This window comes from Sphingobacterium sp. E70 (assembly GCF_019285695.1).
In the GTDB taxonomy this organism is placed as follows: domain Bacteria; phylum Bacteroidota; class Bacteroidia; order Sphingobacteriales; family Sphingobacteriaceae; genus Sphingobacterium; species Sphingobacterium detergens.
In genome coordinates this window covers 893873-908458 of the sequence record NZ_CP079104.1, presented here as the reverse complement: position 1 = coordinate 908458, position 14586 = coordinate 893873, and the positions used below count along the sequence as shown (strand labels likewise).

Here is a 14586-nt window from a genome sequence, read left to right as displayed (position 1 = left end):
TTTATCGCTGGGGTATTGAACGGATTATTGCCCTGTGGTATGGTTTATATGGCTCTAATGTCCGCAATGAATGCGGACAGTTCACAACAGAGTTTCCTATTTATGCTGTGCTTTGGATTGGGGACAATTCCACTCCTGTTTTTGTTTTCCTTCTTGGGAAACTTCTCCAGATCTTTCAAAATTAGCTTTTCAAAATGGATTCCCGTGTTATATTTTTTGCTGGGAATCTGGTTTATACTCCGAGGCGCAAACTTAGATATCCCCTATTTAAGCCCTTTAATTCATATTGACGGCGCGATAAACTGTGCTTAACAGCAAACAATTTGTCAGTGCTAAGTATTATATTTGATATTAAACTTAGCGCATCATATGGAGGTACTTCATCATATTTTACAAATTGCTTTACAATATTACTGGATTCCCTTACTCATTTTATATATTGGTGTCATTGGTACCATTTTGATCGAAAACCGCAATCCTGCCAAAACGATTGCCTGGATTATGGTGATTGTCTTTCTACCTGTAATCGGTTTGCTCAGTTATTATTTCTTTGGGCAGAAATTCAAGAAGGTTAAAAGGATGAAACGGATGTATCGAGAGCAATCAAAGAAATTGCTTGATGCTTGGCGTAAGGAATCGGAAATTATGGAAGAACATATTGATACGCTGAACGAACGCATCGGTAGTTTAGCCATGGTGTATCGGTACCTCAAAAACCAGAAAATATCCACATTCTCTCTGAATAACGATGTTACCTTATTTATTAATGGCGAGGAAAAGTTTCCGGTACTGATTCAGCAATTGAAAAATGCAAAACATTCCATCCATATGGAGTACTATATCTGGGAAATGGATGAAATCGGTCGGGAAATATTAAAGATTTTGGAAGAGAAGGCAAAATCTGGTGTGACGGTACGTTTGATACTAGACAGCTTTGGAGCACCTGATGTGATTAAATATTTGCGTCGACATAAACCCGATTTTCTTTTTGAAGCTTTTCTCCCAGTTACTTTCACTTCATTGGCAAATAGTAACTACCGAAATCACCGTAAGATTGCGGTGATTGATGGAAAAGTTGGTTTTGTTGGCGGAATCAATATTTCGGATCGTTATATCAACAATGGGAAAAATGATGTTTATTGGCGCGATACTGCGATGATGATCATTGGTGCTGCCGTAAATACCTTACAAATTCAATTTTGGAACAGTTGGAACCAAACGGATGCGGAATCATTTGAACTGGGTAAAGGCTATTTAAATAGATTCCCGATCACAAATGAAGATGCGAGTGGTGTTGGTTTTACAGCTAGTGATCCCGGTTCTCCTGCTCCATTCAATATGGAGGCAATTATAGCGGGATCAATGAAGCAAAAGAATATGTACAATTGTGTACGCCTTATTTTATTCCAAGTGACCAATTGACAACTGCATTGATGTTGGCGGTTTCTTCGGGAGTTCGAGTTGATCTCATGTTACCTGCGCAATCTGATTCCTTTTTTGTACAACATGCTTCCTTCTCCTTTATCAAGCCGCTGCTCGAAAGGGGAGTAAATGTATACCTATATACCAAAGGATTTCTCCATGCCAAAACAATCTGTATTGATGGCAAACTAGCCTATATCGGGACAACCAACTTGGATATCAGGAGCTTTTATATCAATTTTGAGATATCTGGGATTGTCTCTGACAAAGCGCTTTGTGAACGTATGAACAATCAATTTCTTGCTGATATTGAATCCTCGGATTTAATCACAATTCGTAAATGGATGCAAAGAAGTCGTTGGAAACGTGGTGTGGATTCCATTTGTCGTTTACTCGCGCCTTTACTTTAGTCGGCTACGTGGATAAGGGTACAATGGTATAATAAATGTTAAAAATACCATAATAGGATGGGCCTTTGGTTAAAATTGAATATATTTAGCTATTCTTTTTTAATTCTAAGACTTTCAATGAAGCACATAAAACTATTGACTTTATCGATAGGGATTTTAGGAGTCGGGTCGGCTTATGCACAGACTGCACCTACATTGCCTATTAATACAATCGTAGAACGGGTTCAAAAATATTTTCAGGGCTACCCAACAGAAAAAGTACATCTACATTTTGATAAACCTTATTATGCGGTAGGAGATACGTTATGGTTTTCCTCCTATTTATCACGTAATCTACCAGAATATGAGCCAAGTAAAATAGCCTATGTGGAAGTTTTGAATAGCCGAGACTCTCTGATCCAAACTTTTAGAATTCCATTGGATAAAGGTGTTGGAAATGGGCAGATGGTCCTCGATCCGCAGTTCATGACACAGGACAACTATCGTTTCAGAGCGTATACAAAATGGATGTCAAACTTTGACGCATCTTATTTTTTTAATAAAATAGTTCCGATAGGTGATGTGATCAATAAAAAATTGATCACCAATATTGAATTTCAGAATAATCTTAACGGAAATAAAAGTCAGGCGGTTATACAGTTTAGGGATCGCGCAGGTAAACCGATGATTAATTCTAAGATCAACTGGGAATTTGTTGCTGGATGGGAAACGGTAGATAAGGGGAAAGGTGAAACGGATGCTATGGGAAAGGTGACGATCAGTTTATCGGCAAAGGAGAGGGCTGATTTAGAAGGGACAATTAAAGGTAAGTATACAAGAAAATAAGAATGAAAAACCTTTGTCCAGTTCTTTCCTGCTCAAAAATGCTTTGTGGGACGCTGATGTGCAGTTTTTTCGGAAGGTGGTGACTTAATTGCTGGATTTGCTAAGAAAGTTGCTTTTAAAGCTGTAGGATCTGATGGTAAGAGTTTGAAGGTGAAAGGTACAATCCTTGATTCTAAAGGAAAGTCGGTCGCAGAATTTGAAGATTTTGGATCGGGTATGGGCTATTTCTCTTTATTACCCTTGGCTGGAGAAAACTATCAGGCATCCATAAAATTTGACAATGGACAGGAACGTAAATATAAACTTCCGGCTGTTGTTAATGATAAAGCAAATGTTGTGTTTGTTAAGCAGGATGAAAAGAATGCTGAATTTGCTGTAGTGACCAGTGAAGAGAATTTTTCTAAAAATCAGGGACAATCCTATTATGTATTGGTTCAATCCAATGGACATCTTTGCTTTGGAGCTCAGGTGAATTTAAAGTCGTCATCTGCGCTGGTTAATATTCCAAAGGAACGTTTGCCAAATGGAATTGCTCAGGTTACTTTATTGACCCCGGATGGCAAACCTGTAAGTGAACGTTTGGCATTTGTTCAGAGTGAGAAATTGCTTAATATTCAAGTTGCAAGTGATAAGCAGAGTTATAAGGCGAAGGATCCGGTCAACCTGAAACTTTCAGTTGATAATAATGGACAGAAATATCCCGGTAGTTATTCCGTTTCTGTTATTGATGAGTCTAAGGTTCCCTACAATGATCAGGCTGATCTCTCCATTGTAAGCAACTTTTTGCTGACTTCAGAGTTGAAAGGGAATGTCGAAAATCCAAATGCATATTTTGATGAAAAAAATCCGAATAGAGAAAAGGCGTTGGATGCATTATTAATGACTCAGGGATATCGCCGTTTTGATTACCCTGCTTTAATCTCCGAAAAGTTACCGCAGATCAGTTTTCTCCCAGAGCAAGGGATAGAATTGTCGGGTATTTTACGGATGAACACAGGCCGCCCGTATCCTAATGGTGGCTTGTTGTTGTCTGTGCCTTCACGGAATATTAAAAAGATGTATATACCGATCAAAACGGTCGTTTTACGTTCAAAGATCTCGTTTTTCCGGATTCGTCGAAAGTGACGGTAAATGCAAGGTCAAATGATAATTACCGTAGTTTGGTGATCAATATGGATCAGACTTATTATCCTGAAATCGACAAAAATAATGGTTATAAAAGCTATTTCGTTCCCAATATAGATCAAGCATTCGCTCCTTATTTGGATAACAGTCGTAAAGAATACAGAAAATCCATCTTATTGGATGAAGTAGAAGTGACGGCTGTACAGAAAAAGGTAATTACAAATAAGGATTTTCCTGCAATTTCTGGTTTATCAATGCCTGAACATCGTATCGAAGCCGAGCGTTTGACTGGGTGTAACGTATTGACCATGTGTCTGCAAACTGTTTTAACGGGCATTACCTATGATCCACAAACATTGAAATATTATGTTTCGCGCGATTACAATGCCGGTGGACGTACCCCAGTTCAGTTTTTTCTAAATGGTATGGCTATTGACGAACCTGGATTAAATAGTATCAACGTTGCGGATATCGAAGGGATAGAAATCTTTTTGCGTGACGAATTGGGTACAGTGTCAAGAATGTATCAAAACAACGGTGTTGTGTCGATTTATACCAAGAAAGTTGAAGCCAAGAAACCTCGAATGGCACTAAGTGAAATTGAAAAATTGTTGCCCAAATCGAATGTTATCGATATGTTCCCGCTAGGTTATGTTAAGGAACGTAAGTTCTACACGCCAAAGTACGATACACCTGAACAAAAATCAGCCAACGATCTGCGGACTACAATTTATTGGAACCCGAAAGTACAGGTAACGGAGACAGGGGAGACAGCAATACAATTCTATAATGCTGATGGAAATGGTAATTATAAAGTAATTGTAGAGGGAATGGACCAAACAGGAAATATAGGTCGAAAGGTGATTAATTACCGTGTACAACCTTAATAGAATAAAGGAAAATGTCTAATAGGAACGCTGCTCTTTTGTGAAAGGGGCAGCGTTTTTTTGTGAAAAAAAACACCTCCTTGATGGGCAAGGAGGTGCAAACTAACCAATTATAAACCTAAATTATGAAAAGTATTTTGTCGCTTTAAAAGCGTTTATCTTCTTATTTGTAAAGTATATTTCAAATCCTATGCCAAATAGATTTCTAGTCTATTTGGCAGTTATTTTTAACAGAAATATTATAAATGTAGCTATGCTAACTTGAAGACTACTGATAGTCAATTGTGCAGGAAAATATGAGCCAGCTACGTTCCCCGCAGAATGTAGGAGTAGGACTGGAATTGTAATCATCGTTTTCTGGGCTGGAATTAGATGCCTTGTTGATCTAAATGATAATAACATTGTCTACAGCGTGGCTCATAGGCTTCTTTTTCACCAAGGAGTACGGTCTGGGTATCTTTTGTCAATCGATATGAATAATTTGCTGGTGCTCCGCATTGCATGCAAACTGCATGGACTTTGGTGACATGTTCAGCTACAGCCATCAAACTAGGGATAGGACCGAAAGGCTGTCCCTTATAATCCATATCCAATCCTGCAATAATTACACGAACACCACTGTTTGCCAATTTGACACATACTTCTGTCAATCCGTCATCAAAAAATTGCGCTTCATCTATTCCGACAACTTGGGTGGCCGAACTCAATAGTAATATCGCTGATGAATTTTCGACAGGGGTGGAGGGTATACTATTGCTATCATGAGAAACGACTAATTTTTCATCATATCGTTTATCCACGGAAGGTTTGAAAATTTCAACATTTAGTCGCGCATATTGTGCCCGTTTTAGCCTGCGTATTAACTCTTCGGTCTTGCCAGAGAACATTGACCCACAGATAACTTCAATACTTCCATATCGAGCTGGTCGCAATGTCAGATTATGTTCGGAAAAAGCATTTGATTAAATTATTTTTTTGGATAGCCAGCAAATAAGGTATTATTTGTCAATAGACCTCCTATTATATTCTGTTTTTGACAATGCTAATATCGAAATTAAATATTAAATTTGAGTAGCAAAAAGTGAATACAGATTCAAATATTTATAAATCAAAGGATTGAGTTTTCCACTTTTTAGGTTAGAGAAAGTATAGGTGTTATAAACGATTAATAGGCGATTTCAAATAAAATTATGGGTACTAAAGAGGAAATTTTTAATAAGATAGGAGATTTATTACAGGATTTGAATGCACAGTATTTGGCTTTGTCAGAAAGGAACACTGGTACTGAAATAGGTGAGCTAGTGAACTTGGAAGCTAAAGCACAATCTGTTGCGGCTTATGTCACTTTACTTAAAACAGATGCCGTGCTACAGGGTGGACAAGGTCAAAATACCTTGCGAGAGTCGGTGATGGAGAGTAGAAAAATAGCATTTAATGACTATTTTACGCCACCTTCTTCGATACGAGCATCCAGCCAAACTATTGCGGAACCGGAACGCGATGAGAAAGCTATTGTTCGCAATGAGGACACTACAAAGTTAAATGGCGATACTGTTGAAGTGAAAGAGGAAATGCAGGAAACCAATGACTTATCAACAGCGCATTATTCACCGGAAATAACACATGAAACTGATCATACAATAAATGAAACTGTTGTTGAGCATATTGAGGAAAAACAGTATAAAGTAGATGAACCCACGATAGACCTTGTAGAGGAAGAACCTGTTGTCGTTACTGAAATCGTAGAAGAACCAAAAGAGATCATCATTAAGGAAGTTCAGGAGAGTATTATCCAAGAAGAAGTGAATACAATCGTGGAGGAGGTACCTTCGAGACCGCTTACGTTAAATGAGATTATTTCACAGCAAAAACAAGCAGGGGTACAGAACCGAGTATATCAAGTGAACCAATCTGGAAGTTCTGATAAACTGACTGACATCAAGACCGGGATAAGTTTGAATGATAAACTTTTATTTATTAAAGATTTATTCAATGGTTACAGTTTAGCTTACAGTGAAGCAGTGGAGCTACTGAATAGATTCAGCAGTTATGCAGAAGCTGACGCATTTTTGCAAACGAATTATGCGGTTAAGAACAGATGGGCAGATAAACCTCATACCGTCGAAAAATTGTATGAGGTATTACGCAGAAGATATAGTTAATTTAATATTTTCCATAAGAAAAAAGCATCTTTAATCACTTTAAAGATGCTTTTTTTATGCGATAGTCTGACTATTGTTATTTTATAATTCTATTTCAATTGAAATTGCAACCATTCTTTGCCTTCGTGACCATAAACAAAATATTTTGGTTGGAAGATCTCGGCTAAAGATTCTAATTCCGTTAGGTATTCGTAGCCTGGAATACTGGCAAAATTAGGCTTGGTCATAATAAATAGCTGATCAAGTTCGATCGCCTTTGATTGCGCAATTGCTTGATCGTTCAATAAAACAGGTATTTGAGTAAATACACTTTCATCACTGTCAATTATGATTATTTTATCGGCTTCATGAGCTATTGTCGTGGGGATTCCGCCTGCGATTTTTATGGATTCTTGTAGAAAGGCAGACTGGTTGATCTCCTGTGGATCAATTCGATCTAAAACCAATACTTTGGGTCTGTCGCTAGCCGTTATAAATTTAAGTTTGTGAATGAGGATACTGGTCTCATCTTCTACTTTTTCGATGAGCTCGGCTACGTTTTGCTTGATATTTAATTCTTCCCCAAGTGTATTGATATAGGCAATCACATCTTCAATGCTAACGATTTCAGATTGCTTTGCCATTAATTTAGCAGATATTTCCTCTGGGACAGAAGTGTTATTTAGATTCAGCTGTTCCAAAAAATGGGCAACTAATTTTTCTTGATTGCTTTGCATGCTGCAAAAATACAAAAAGGGTAGCATTAGCGAAAGTAAATTAGCAATAGTAGGTATTGGAGGATTTTTGTAAATTGGCATCAAATAAATGTTATAGATATGTTTGACAAATTATTTCAGGCACAGCAAAAGGCAGAAGAAATCAAAAAGACTAGATACCATTTCGGTATCCGGTGAGGCTGAGGGCGGTTTGATCCGTGTGGTGGCGACAGCCAATAAGGAGATTAAAGAGATTACGATCGATCCTGTTTTTTTGTCCAATGCTGATAAAGAAGAATTAGAGGAATTGTTAGTGGTTGCTTTGAATAAAGCAATAGCCCAAGCGGAGAATATCAGTCAAGCTGAAATGCAAGCTGCGAGTAAAGATATGTTAGGCGGCTTAGGCGGATTATTTAATCAATAAATACATGATTATGAAAGCAACTTATTACGGTCAATCTTGTGTTGAGTTTGATTTTGACGGAACGAAGGTTTTGTTGGACCCATTCGTAACGTATAACCCATTAGCGAAAGCAATTGATGTAAATACGATTAAACCAGATTACATCTTTTTGAGCCACGGACATCAAGACCATGTCGCCGATATGGCTACCATTCAAAAGAATAGTAATGCGACAGTATTGGCCATCGTTGAGACAGCTGCGTGGGTAAGGAGACAAGGGGTACCCGAAGATAAAGTTGTTGAATTCAATCTCGGTGGTACAATACAGTTACCTTTTGGCTCCGTTAAGATGGTTTATGCTGCTCATACCAACAGTACGCCAGATGGCCAATATGGTGGGTTTCCAGTTGGCTTTGTCTTTAATGTACACGGCAAAAGATCTATTTTGCTGGTGATACTGCCTTGACAATGGAGATGAAACTGCTTGCTGATCTGAAGCTGGATTGGGCTTTTCTTCCGATTGGTGGGTACTATACAATGGATGTGGATGATGCGATCAGAGCGGCAGAATTTATCAATTGCTCCCGTGTGGTCGGGATACACTACGATTCATTTCCACCGATTCAGATTGACAAACAAAAGGCCTTTGACAAATTCCAGAATGAGGACATCTCATTGTCTCTTCCAAAAATCGGAGAGACAATAGAATTATAAAAAGCAAAAAGGCCGAACTAGTTCGGCCTTTTTGCTTTTTATAATTTCTTCCAAGATATATTGTTACTGTGCTTTTCGGCTAAGATGATATGACAATTTTCTTTAAATCTTCTAGACTGAAAAGTGGGGTGTCGATGATTTTGTTTTTAAGGATTTGCTCCTTGTTTTCTTCGAAATAGAAGAGCTTCCACTCCCCATTTTTGTATTCTAAGCTGCTTAGATTTTCAATCCAATCGCCCGAATTCATGTAGGTGCATGTACCTTTTCGAGTAATGACCTCCTTTATTTGGGGCTGATGAATGTGACCACAGATTACAAAATCATAGTTTTCTCAATAGCTAACTCGGTTGCTGTATGTTCGAAGTCTGAGATATACTTAACGGCCTTTTTAACAGAATTTTTTTTTTTTTTTTGAGAGTGAGTATTTCTCCTTTCCCATTTTATCTAGACAATAATTGATCACATTATTAAGTTGGATCAATTTGTCATAACCCCAACCCCAAGTTTTGCCAACCATTTTGAATGATGGATGGATGCATCGAAAACATCGCCATGAAAGATCCATACCTTTTGATTATTAAGTGAAAGAAGTAGCTTGTTGCTCAGTTTGATGTTTCCTAACTTGAGGTCAGTAAACTTGCGTAACATTTCGTCGTGATTACCAGTAATGTAATGGACTTCAGTACCAGTTGAGCTCATATCGATAATCTTCTTGATGACCTTTAAATGATCTTGTGGAAAGTAGCTTTTTTAAATTGCCAAATATCTACAATATCGCCATTGAGGATCAATATCTTGGGGCGACGGATTCCAGGTAAAGTAAAAGTTCTTTGGCTCTACTTCCGTATGTACCTAAGTGTATGTCTGAGAGTACAAGTATATCAAGGCTTCTTTTCATCGGAATAAACTATAAATATTCTTTTACAAAAAAAAGGTAATTTTATTTTGTACTGATGAAATTCCTGTTATTAAATTATTAAAATTTCCCGTAAAACGGTATGAATAAGTTTATTAGAATTTAATATTGTAGCTTAATTGTTGTAGGTTAGTTTTTTAAAAATGAGGAAATTTTTGGAAAAGAAGGAATTCAAAAGTTGTTTGTCAAGATCTCAGTCTAATTAGCCTAATTTTGAAGCTAGATTTGATTTGTTGAAAGGAGAAGGTAATAAAAAGGTGCATCATCTAATGCACCTTTTTTAAATATGTTAAAGATTATTTTCCTTTTCTATTTAGCAGTTGCTGCCGCTCTATCGATGTGAAATTGTACTAGGTCATCAATAGGAGAACGCAAAATTTTACCTACTTTCATGCCATATTGTTCAGCTTTTTCAGCTAATACATTTCTGAAATTGTAGCCTACTGAACCAATGCAATTAAAAGTATAACTTTGATAATTAGGATATTTACTTACTAAATTTCTGAAGAAAGCTTCAAATGCTTCATCTACAATATTACGTGTATATTCGATATTTACATTATTGTCATATACGAATTTACTGAAACTTGCACAGAAACGATTAGGCATAGGTTTGGTATACACCGCGTCCATGATTTCATCTTTCGTCATTTTATACGTGTTCCAAAACACTTCCTTTACATCTTTAGGCATTAAATTACGAACATAGTCTGCAAGTAATTTTTTACCAATGTAACTACCCGATCCCTCGTCACCTAAAATGTAAGCTCCGGAATCAATATTTAATGTAATTTCTTTGCCGTCATAGAGACAAGAATTTGTTCCTGTACCCAAGATCGCAGCAAATCCAGCTTCGGATCCCAGTAATGCTCTTGCTGCAGCAAGGAGATCATGTCCCACTTCCACTTTCGCTGTAGTAAATACGTGTTTTAGTGCATCAACTACGATCTGTGCCTTCTCTTTATTATGGACCCCTGCACCATAATAATTTACTTCCGCGATTTTTTCAAAAGGTAAATCCTGCGGTAATCCTTTTTTAGGGAGTTTACAATGTATTCACTGTCAACAAAATACGGGTTATACCCTTCTGTGTTGAAGTAGATTTTTTTATTTGAATCGTCTAACAAACACCAGTTTGTTTTTGTTGATCCCCGTCAGCAATGATTATCATTATTGAGTAGTTTTAATTGTGTTTATCGTTATAAAATGAGTAATCAATTCATTAATCAATTCCCCGAAAATACATTTTTTAATTTTAAATATCATAATTTATCCGAGTATTTTTGAAAAAATAAATTTTATGAATTTGCTCATAATATAAAAAAACTGGCTTAACAATACTGTTAAGCCAGTTTTTGGGTGCTGTAATAAAATTGATTAAATAGTGTACTATTTACAATTAGTTGATGCTTTTAATGTGCTCCTTCCGCCTCGATTTCATCAATATTGATTCCTTGTTTAGTTAAAATTCCCTTGACAAATACAGCAAAGAAAACGATATAACAGAATCCGATTAATGGTAGGATATAGGAGTTGTGTATTCCAATAAGATCTGCCAATTTTCCTTGGATAGGAGGAAGGACACCACCACCAAGGATCATCATGACCAGGAATGCTGAACCCTGAGCAGTATATTTTCCTAGACCAACGATTGATAAACTGAAAATAGATGACCACATAATTGAACAGGCAAGTCCTCCAGATAAAAATGCATAAATCGCGATCGTACCTGAAGAGAAAAGGCCGATTAACATGGCGATGATTCCAAATAAACCGAAAATGATCAATGTACGGGCTGGTTTTTTCTTTACTTAGATAAAAAGCAACGATTTGCAGAATAATACAGATCACATAGTAATAAAGGTGTGACATTTCGAAGCCTGCAAGTGTATTGACACCAATTATAATCGAGAAAGCGATTAAAGGAACAATAATCAGCAGTCCATTTTTAGCCGATTTACTGAGGTTGAATGCTGTAATGGCTCCGGCCCATCGACCGATCATCATACTTCCCCAATACATGGATACATATGGTGTGATTTGTGAAGACTGTAGGTGGCCAAATTCTTTTAAAGTAAGCAACTCACCTAAGTTACTACCAATAGCAACTTCGATACCTACATAGATAAATAATGCAAGCATTCCCAAAGCCAGTTGCGGATATTTCATTGCTCCCCAGCCTTCAGGGTTCTTTTTCGCGCTTCTGTTGGAGAAAAGTAAACCGCCGATAACAACAATTAATGCACCTGCTAACCACATCATACGTTGTGTTTCAAGAGGTTTGGCAACTTCTTTAATATGTGCTTTTAATTGGTCGATTTGTAGCTGATCAGTGAGGCTTGAGGCTTGTTGATGGAGCTGTTCGATATGCAATGCAAGGTCACTTTTGTAACTTAGGAATACTGGAGTGAACATACCGAATAGTAGAACTGTCATGATGATCAAGGTACGTAAAGCCTTATTGGCTTTTTCCATGGGTTCATTGCTAATTCCAGCTGGAACTTTTTACTGAAATTGAATAATGCTGCAGCCAAAATAAACAACAAACCAACACCAACATATAGATATACAACTTTATTTAAAGGAAGATTGGCAATTTCTGAATCTGAGATCGGCTCAAATGTTCCAAATAGCGAGAAACCAATCACCAATGGTCCTATTGTCGTTCCGAATGAGTTGATACCACCGCCAAGGTTGACACGGGATGCTCCGTCTTTGGGTCACCTAATAAAACGGCGAAGGGATTGGCAGCTGTTTGCTGTAACGAGAATCCAAGTGCAACCACAAATAGACCCAACAACATTCCAATATATAAATTTACCTCGACCGCCACAATCATTGCTGCTGCTCCCAAAGCAGAAAATAGTAGACCATAAACGATACTTTTTTGTAACCCCACTTTCCAACAAGGTCTTTACCGCCAATTGAACTAAAGATAAACAGGAGTAATGCTCCAATGTAGTAGGCCGTGTAAAAAGCAAAGTCAATGAGCTGCGATTGAAATTGATCTAGGTGAAAATAATTCTTGCAGAATGGGATAAATACGCTATTTCCCGCTGCAATGAATCCCCAAAAGAAAAACACAATAATCAATGTGTAGAGTGCGGGGTAATTGGTTTTAGTTTGTTGCTGTTCCATATAAGGGATCTAAAAACTTAAATTTTGAAAGGTACGAACTTATGAAAAAAATATAAAATTCAATCTAAAAATGTCGTTAAATCGTTTTACTAGCTACAATAGTAAATATTTTTTTGAAATATTTTGAAATAACAAAATTTGTTTTTTTCTTTGTCTAGGTTCTCAAGATTTAATCCACTTCGGGTTTAAAAGAAATCATTAAGTTCTTCATTCACTTAAACAAGGAAACAAGCTTAGGTGTGTAATCAGAATAAAGCTCAAAAGAAAATCCAAAAATCATACACAACACATTAATGGATATTAACGAATTAAACGCTAAACTCGTATCGGAATTGCGCGAGATTGCTAAGTTGATCGGTATCGCGGATGCTGATAAATTGCGTAAGCAAGAATTAATAGAAAGAATTAGCAATACCGGTGGGGAAGAAGAAGCAGCTCCGGCTTCTGTAGAAAAAGTTGCTAAAGTGGAGGAGGATAATCAGGAACAGGGTGAACGCACTCGTAAGCGCGTAAGAACGGTGAAGACCGTTGAGCCTGTGACTGTCAGAAAACGTGAGGCTGTTGAAAGTGAGGAAAGCAGTCCCGCAGTAGAAAGTACTCCTACAACAGATAAAGGTTCCCAACCTGAAAAAACACCTCAAACTCCAAAAGCTGAAAATACTTCTTCTAGTACAGATTTCGACAATGTTATCGTTAATGAGGGTGTGTTGGAAATTATGCCAGATGGCTATGGTTTCTTGCGTTCATCAGACTATAACTATTTGACATCTCCAGATGATATTTATGTATCACAGTCTCAGATCAAATTATTTGGTTTGAAAACAGGAGATACCGTTCGTGGTTGTATTCGCCCTCCAAAAGAAGGTGAGAAATATTTTCCATTGGTTAGAGTAGAGGCCATCAACGGACAGAATCCTGCAGAGGTACGTGACCGTGTGCCTTTTGACTACTTGACACCTTTATTCCCTGATGAGCGCTTAAATCTGGATATGGGTATGGGTAACTACTCAACTCGTATTATGGATTTGTTTACGCCAATCGGTAAAGGTCAACGTGGATTGATCGTTGCTCAACCAAAAACGGGTAAAACAAATTTATTGAAGGAAGTTGCCAACGCAATTGCGAAGAATCACCCTGAGGTATACCTTATTATCTTGTTGATCGATGAGCGTCCTGAAGAGGTTACGGATATGGCAAGAAGTGTGCGTGCTGAGGTTGTATCATCTACTTTTGATGAGCCTGCTGACCGCCATGTGAAAATTGCTAATATTGTATTGGAGAAAGCGAAACGTATGGTAGAGTGTGGTCATGACGTGGTCATCCTATTGGATTCAATCACTCGTCTGGCGCGTGCTTACAATACTGTTGCTCCTGCTTCAGGTAAAATCTTGTCAGGTGGTGTGGATGCAAATGCGTTACATAAACCAAAACGTTTCTTTGGTGCGGCTAGAAATATCGAAAACGGTGGTTCATTAACAATCCTTGCAACAGCTTTAACAGATACTGGTTCAAAAATGGATGAGGTGATCTTTGAAGAATTTAAAGGAACGGGTAATATGGAGTTACAATTGGATCGTAAATTGGCGAACAAGCGTATCTTCCCTGCAATTGACATTACTGCGTCAAGTACGCGTCGTGATGATCTATTGACGGATAAAGAATCATTGCAACGTATCTGGGTACTTCGCAATCACTTGTCGGATATGAATTCTACAGAAGCAATGGAATTCTTGCAAGGACAAATGCGTGGTACTAAATCAAATGAAGAATTTTTGATCAGTATGAATGGGTAATCCCATCAAATTTTGATATTTTAGCCATCATTTTACTAAAATGATGGCTTTTTTGTGTCCGATCGTATGATGTGGTAGAGTATAATTCAATTTTGA

At 37.5% G+C, this 14586-nt stretch carries 17 protein-coding genes and 1 pseudogene; 11 read left to right on the top strand and 7 right to left on the bottom strand.

The annotated features are described in order from the left end of the window. Positions 1 to 39 precede the first annotated feature (39 nt). The 6 genes from KUH03_RS06575 to KUH03_RS06550 all read left to right on the top strand — a co-directional run bounded on the left by KUH03_RS06575 (position 40) and on the right by KUH03_RS06550 (position 4669). The gene (locus KUH03_RS06575; RefSeq protein WP_306429488.1) at positions 40 to 312 is read left to right on the top strand and encodes a sulfite exporter TauE/SafE family protein; all 273 of its coding nucleotides are present in this window, start codon (positions 40 to 42) and stop codon (positions 310 to 312) included. A 57-nt stretch (positions 313 to 369) separates the two neighbouring features. Further along, on the top strand, positions 370 to 1422 hold the full coding sequence (locus KUH03_RS06570) for a phospholipase D-like domain-containing protein (RefSeq protein WP_257092101.1): 1053 nt from the start codon (positions 370 to 372) through the stop codon (positions 1420 to 1422). Then, entirely contained in the window at positions 1386 to 1832 is a 447-nt protein-coding gene (locus tag KUH03_RS06565) for a phospholipase D-like domain-containing protein (protein ID WP_257092100.1), read from the top strand. Before KUH03_RS06570 ends, KUH03_RS06565 begins: the two co-directional genes overlap by 37 nt. A gap of 117 nt (positions 1833 to 1949) precedes the next feature. Next, a complete protein-coding gene (locus KUH03_RS06560; RefSeq protein WP_257092099.1) occupies positions 1950 to 2657 on the top strand; it encodes a hypothetical protein in 708 nt (235 codons plus the stop codon). 150 nt (positions 2658 to 2807) lie between these two features. Then, positions 2808 to 3782: a hypothetical protein gene (locus KUH03_RS06555; RefSeq protein ID WP_257092098.1), complete on the top strand. Its 975-nt coding sequence runs from the start codon at positions 2808 to 2810 to the stop codon at positions 3780 to 3782. Beyond that, the gene (locus KUH03_RS06550; RefSeq protein ID WP_257092097.1) at positions 3779 to 4669 is read left to right on the top strand and encodes a hypothetical protein; all 891 of its coding nucleotides are present in this window, start codon (positions 3779 to 3781) and stop codon (positions 4667 to 4669) included. The genes KUH03_RS06555 and KUH03_RS06550 overlap by 4 nt, the downstream gene beginning before the upstream one ends. 368 nt (positions 4670 to 5037) lie before the next feature. Here KUH03_RS06550 and KUH03_RS06545 read toward each other — a convergent pair whose 3' ends face one another. After that, the gene (locus tag KUH03_RS06545; protein WP_257096740.1) at positions 5038 to 5607 is read right to left on the bottom strand and encodes a thymidine kinase; all 570 of its coding nucleotides are present in this window, start codon (positions 5605 to 5607) and stop codon (positions 5038 to 5040) included. Between the two features lie 252 nt (positions 5608 to 5859). Between KUH03_RS06545 and KUH03_RS06540 the strand changes: the two genes are divergently transcribed. Further along, positions 5860 to 6831 carry a hypothetical protein gene (locus KUH03_RS06540; protein ID WP_257092096.1) on the top strand — a complete coding sequence of 324 codons (972 nt, stop codon included), beginning with the start codon at positions 5860 to 5862 and terminating at the stop codon, positions 6829 to 6831. Positions 6832 to 6920: 89 nt separating this feature from the next. On the opposite strand, the gene KUH03_RS06535 is transcribed toward KUH03_RS06540, so the two are convergent. Further along, entirely contained in the window at positions 6921 to 7547 is a 627-nt protein-coding gene (locus tag KUH03_RS06535; RefSeq protein WP_257092095.1) for a hypothetical protein, read from the bottom strand. Positions 7548 to 7650: 103 nt separating this feature from the next. Between KUH03_RS06535 and KUH03_RS06530 the strand changes: the two genes are divergently transcribed. Genes KUH03_RS06530 through KUH03_RS45425 form a run of 3 tightly spaced genes read left to right on the top strand, consistent with a single transcriptional unit; the run spans position 7651 to position 8643 of the window. Then, positions 7651 to 7950, top strand: a complete 300-nt coding sequence (locus KUH03_RS06530; RefSeq protein WP_306429487.1) for a YbaB/EbfC family nucleoid-associated protein — start codon at positions 7651 to 7653, stop codon at positions 7948 to 7950. Positions 7951 to 7960: 10 nt separating this feature from the next. Then, positions 7961 to 8395, top strand: coding sequence for an MBL fold metallo-hydrolase (locus KUH03_RS45430; protein WP_306429486.1), 435 nt, complete (start codon positions 7961 to 7963; stop codon positions 8393 to 8395). A 2-nt stretch (positions 8396 to 8397) separates the two neighbouring features. Further along, a complete protein-coding gene (locus KUH03_RS45425) occupies positions 8398 to 8643 on the top strand; it encodes a hypothetical protein (RefSeq protein ID WP_306429485.1) in 246 nt (81 codons plus the stop codon). Between the two features lie 477 nt (positions 8644 to 9120). Here KUH03_RS45425 and KUH03_RS06520 read toward each other — a convergent pair whose 3' ends face one another. The 5 genes and pseudogenes from KUH03_RS06520 to KUH03_RS06500 form a co-directional block, all read right to left on the bottom strand. Continuing rightward, the gene (locus KUH03_RS06520) at positions 9121 to 9342 is read right to left on the bottom strand and encodes a hypothetical protein (RefSeq protein ID WP_257092094.1); all 222 of its coding nucleotides are present in this window, start codon (positions 9340 to 9342) and stop codon (positions 9121 to 9123) included. Between the two features lie 526 nt (positions 9343 to 9868). Further along, positions 9869 to 10730 (bottom strand): annotated as a pseudogene (locus KUH03_RS06515) (N-acetylglucosamine kinase). A gap of 287 nt (positions 10731 to 11017) precedes the next feature. After that, positions 11018 to 12034 (bottom strand): sugar MFS transporter, encoded by a 1017-nt coding sequence (locus KUH03_RS06510; protein WP_257092093.1) that lies wholly within the window; start codon positions 12032 to 12034, stop codon positions 11018 to 11020. A gap of 181 nt (positions 12035 to 12215) precedes the next feature. Continuing rightward, on the bottom strand, positions 12216 to 12398 hold the full coding sequence (locus tag KUH03_RS06505; RefSeq protein ID WP_257092092.1) for a hypothetical protein: 183 nt from the start codon (positions 12396 to 12398) through the stop codon (positions 12216 to 12218). After that, positions 12395 to 12697 carry a hypothetical protein gene (locus tag KUH03_RS06500; RefSeq protein ID WP_257092091.1) on the bottom strand — a complete coding sequence of 101 codons (303 nt, stop codon included), beginning with the start codon at positions 12695 to 12697 and terminating at the stop codon, positions 12395 to 12397. Before KUH03_RS06500 ends, KUH03_RS06505 begins: the two co-directional genes overlap by 4 nt. 293 nt (positions 12698 to 12990) lie before the next feature. On the opposite strand from KUH03_RS06500, the gene rho reads away from it, so the two are divergent. Beyond that, positions 12991 to 14490 carry a transcription termination factor Rho gene (gene rho, locus KUH03_RS06495; RefSeq protein ID WP_257092090.1) on the top strand — a complete coding sequence of 500 codons (1500 nt, stop codon included), beginning with the start codon at positions 12991 to 12993 and terminating at the stop codon, positions 14488 to 14490. Positions 14491 to 14586 lie beyond the last annotated feature (96 nt).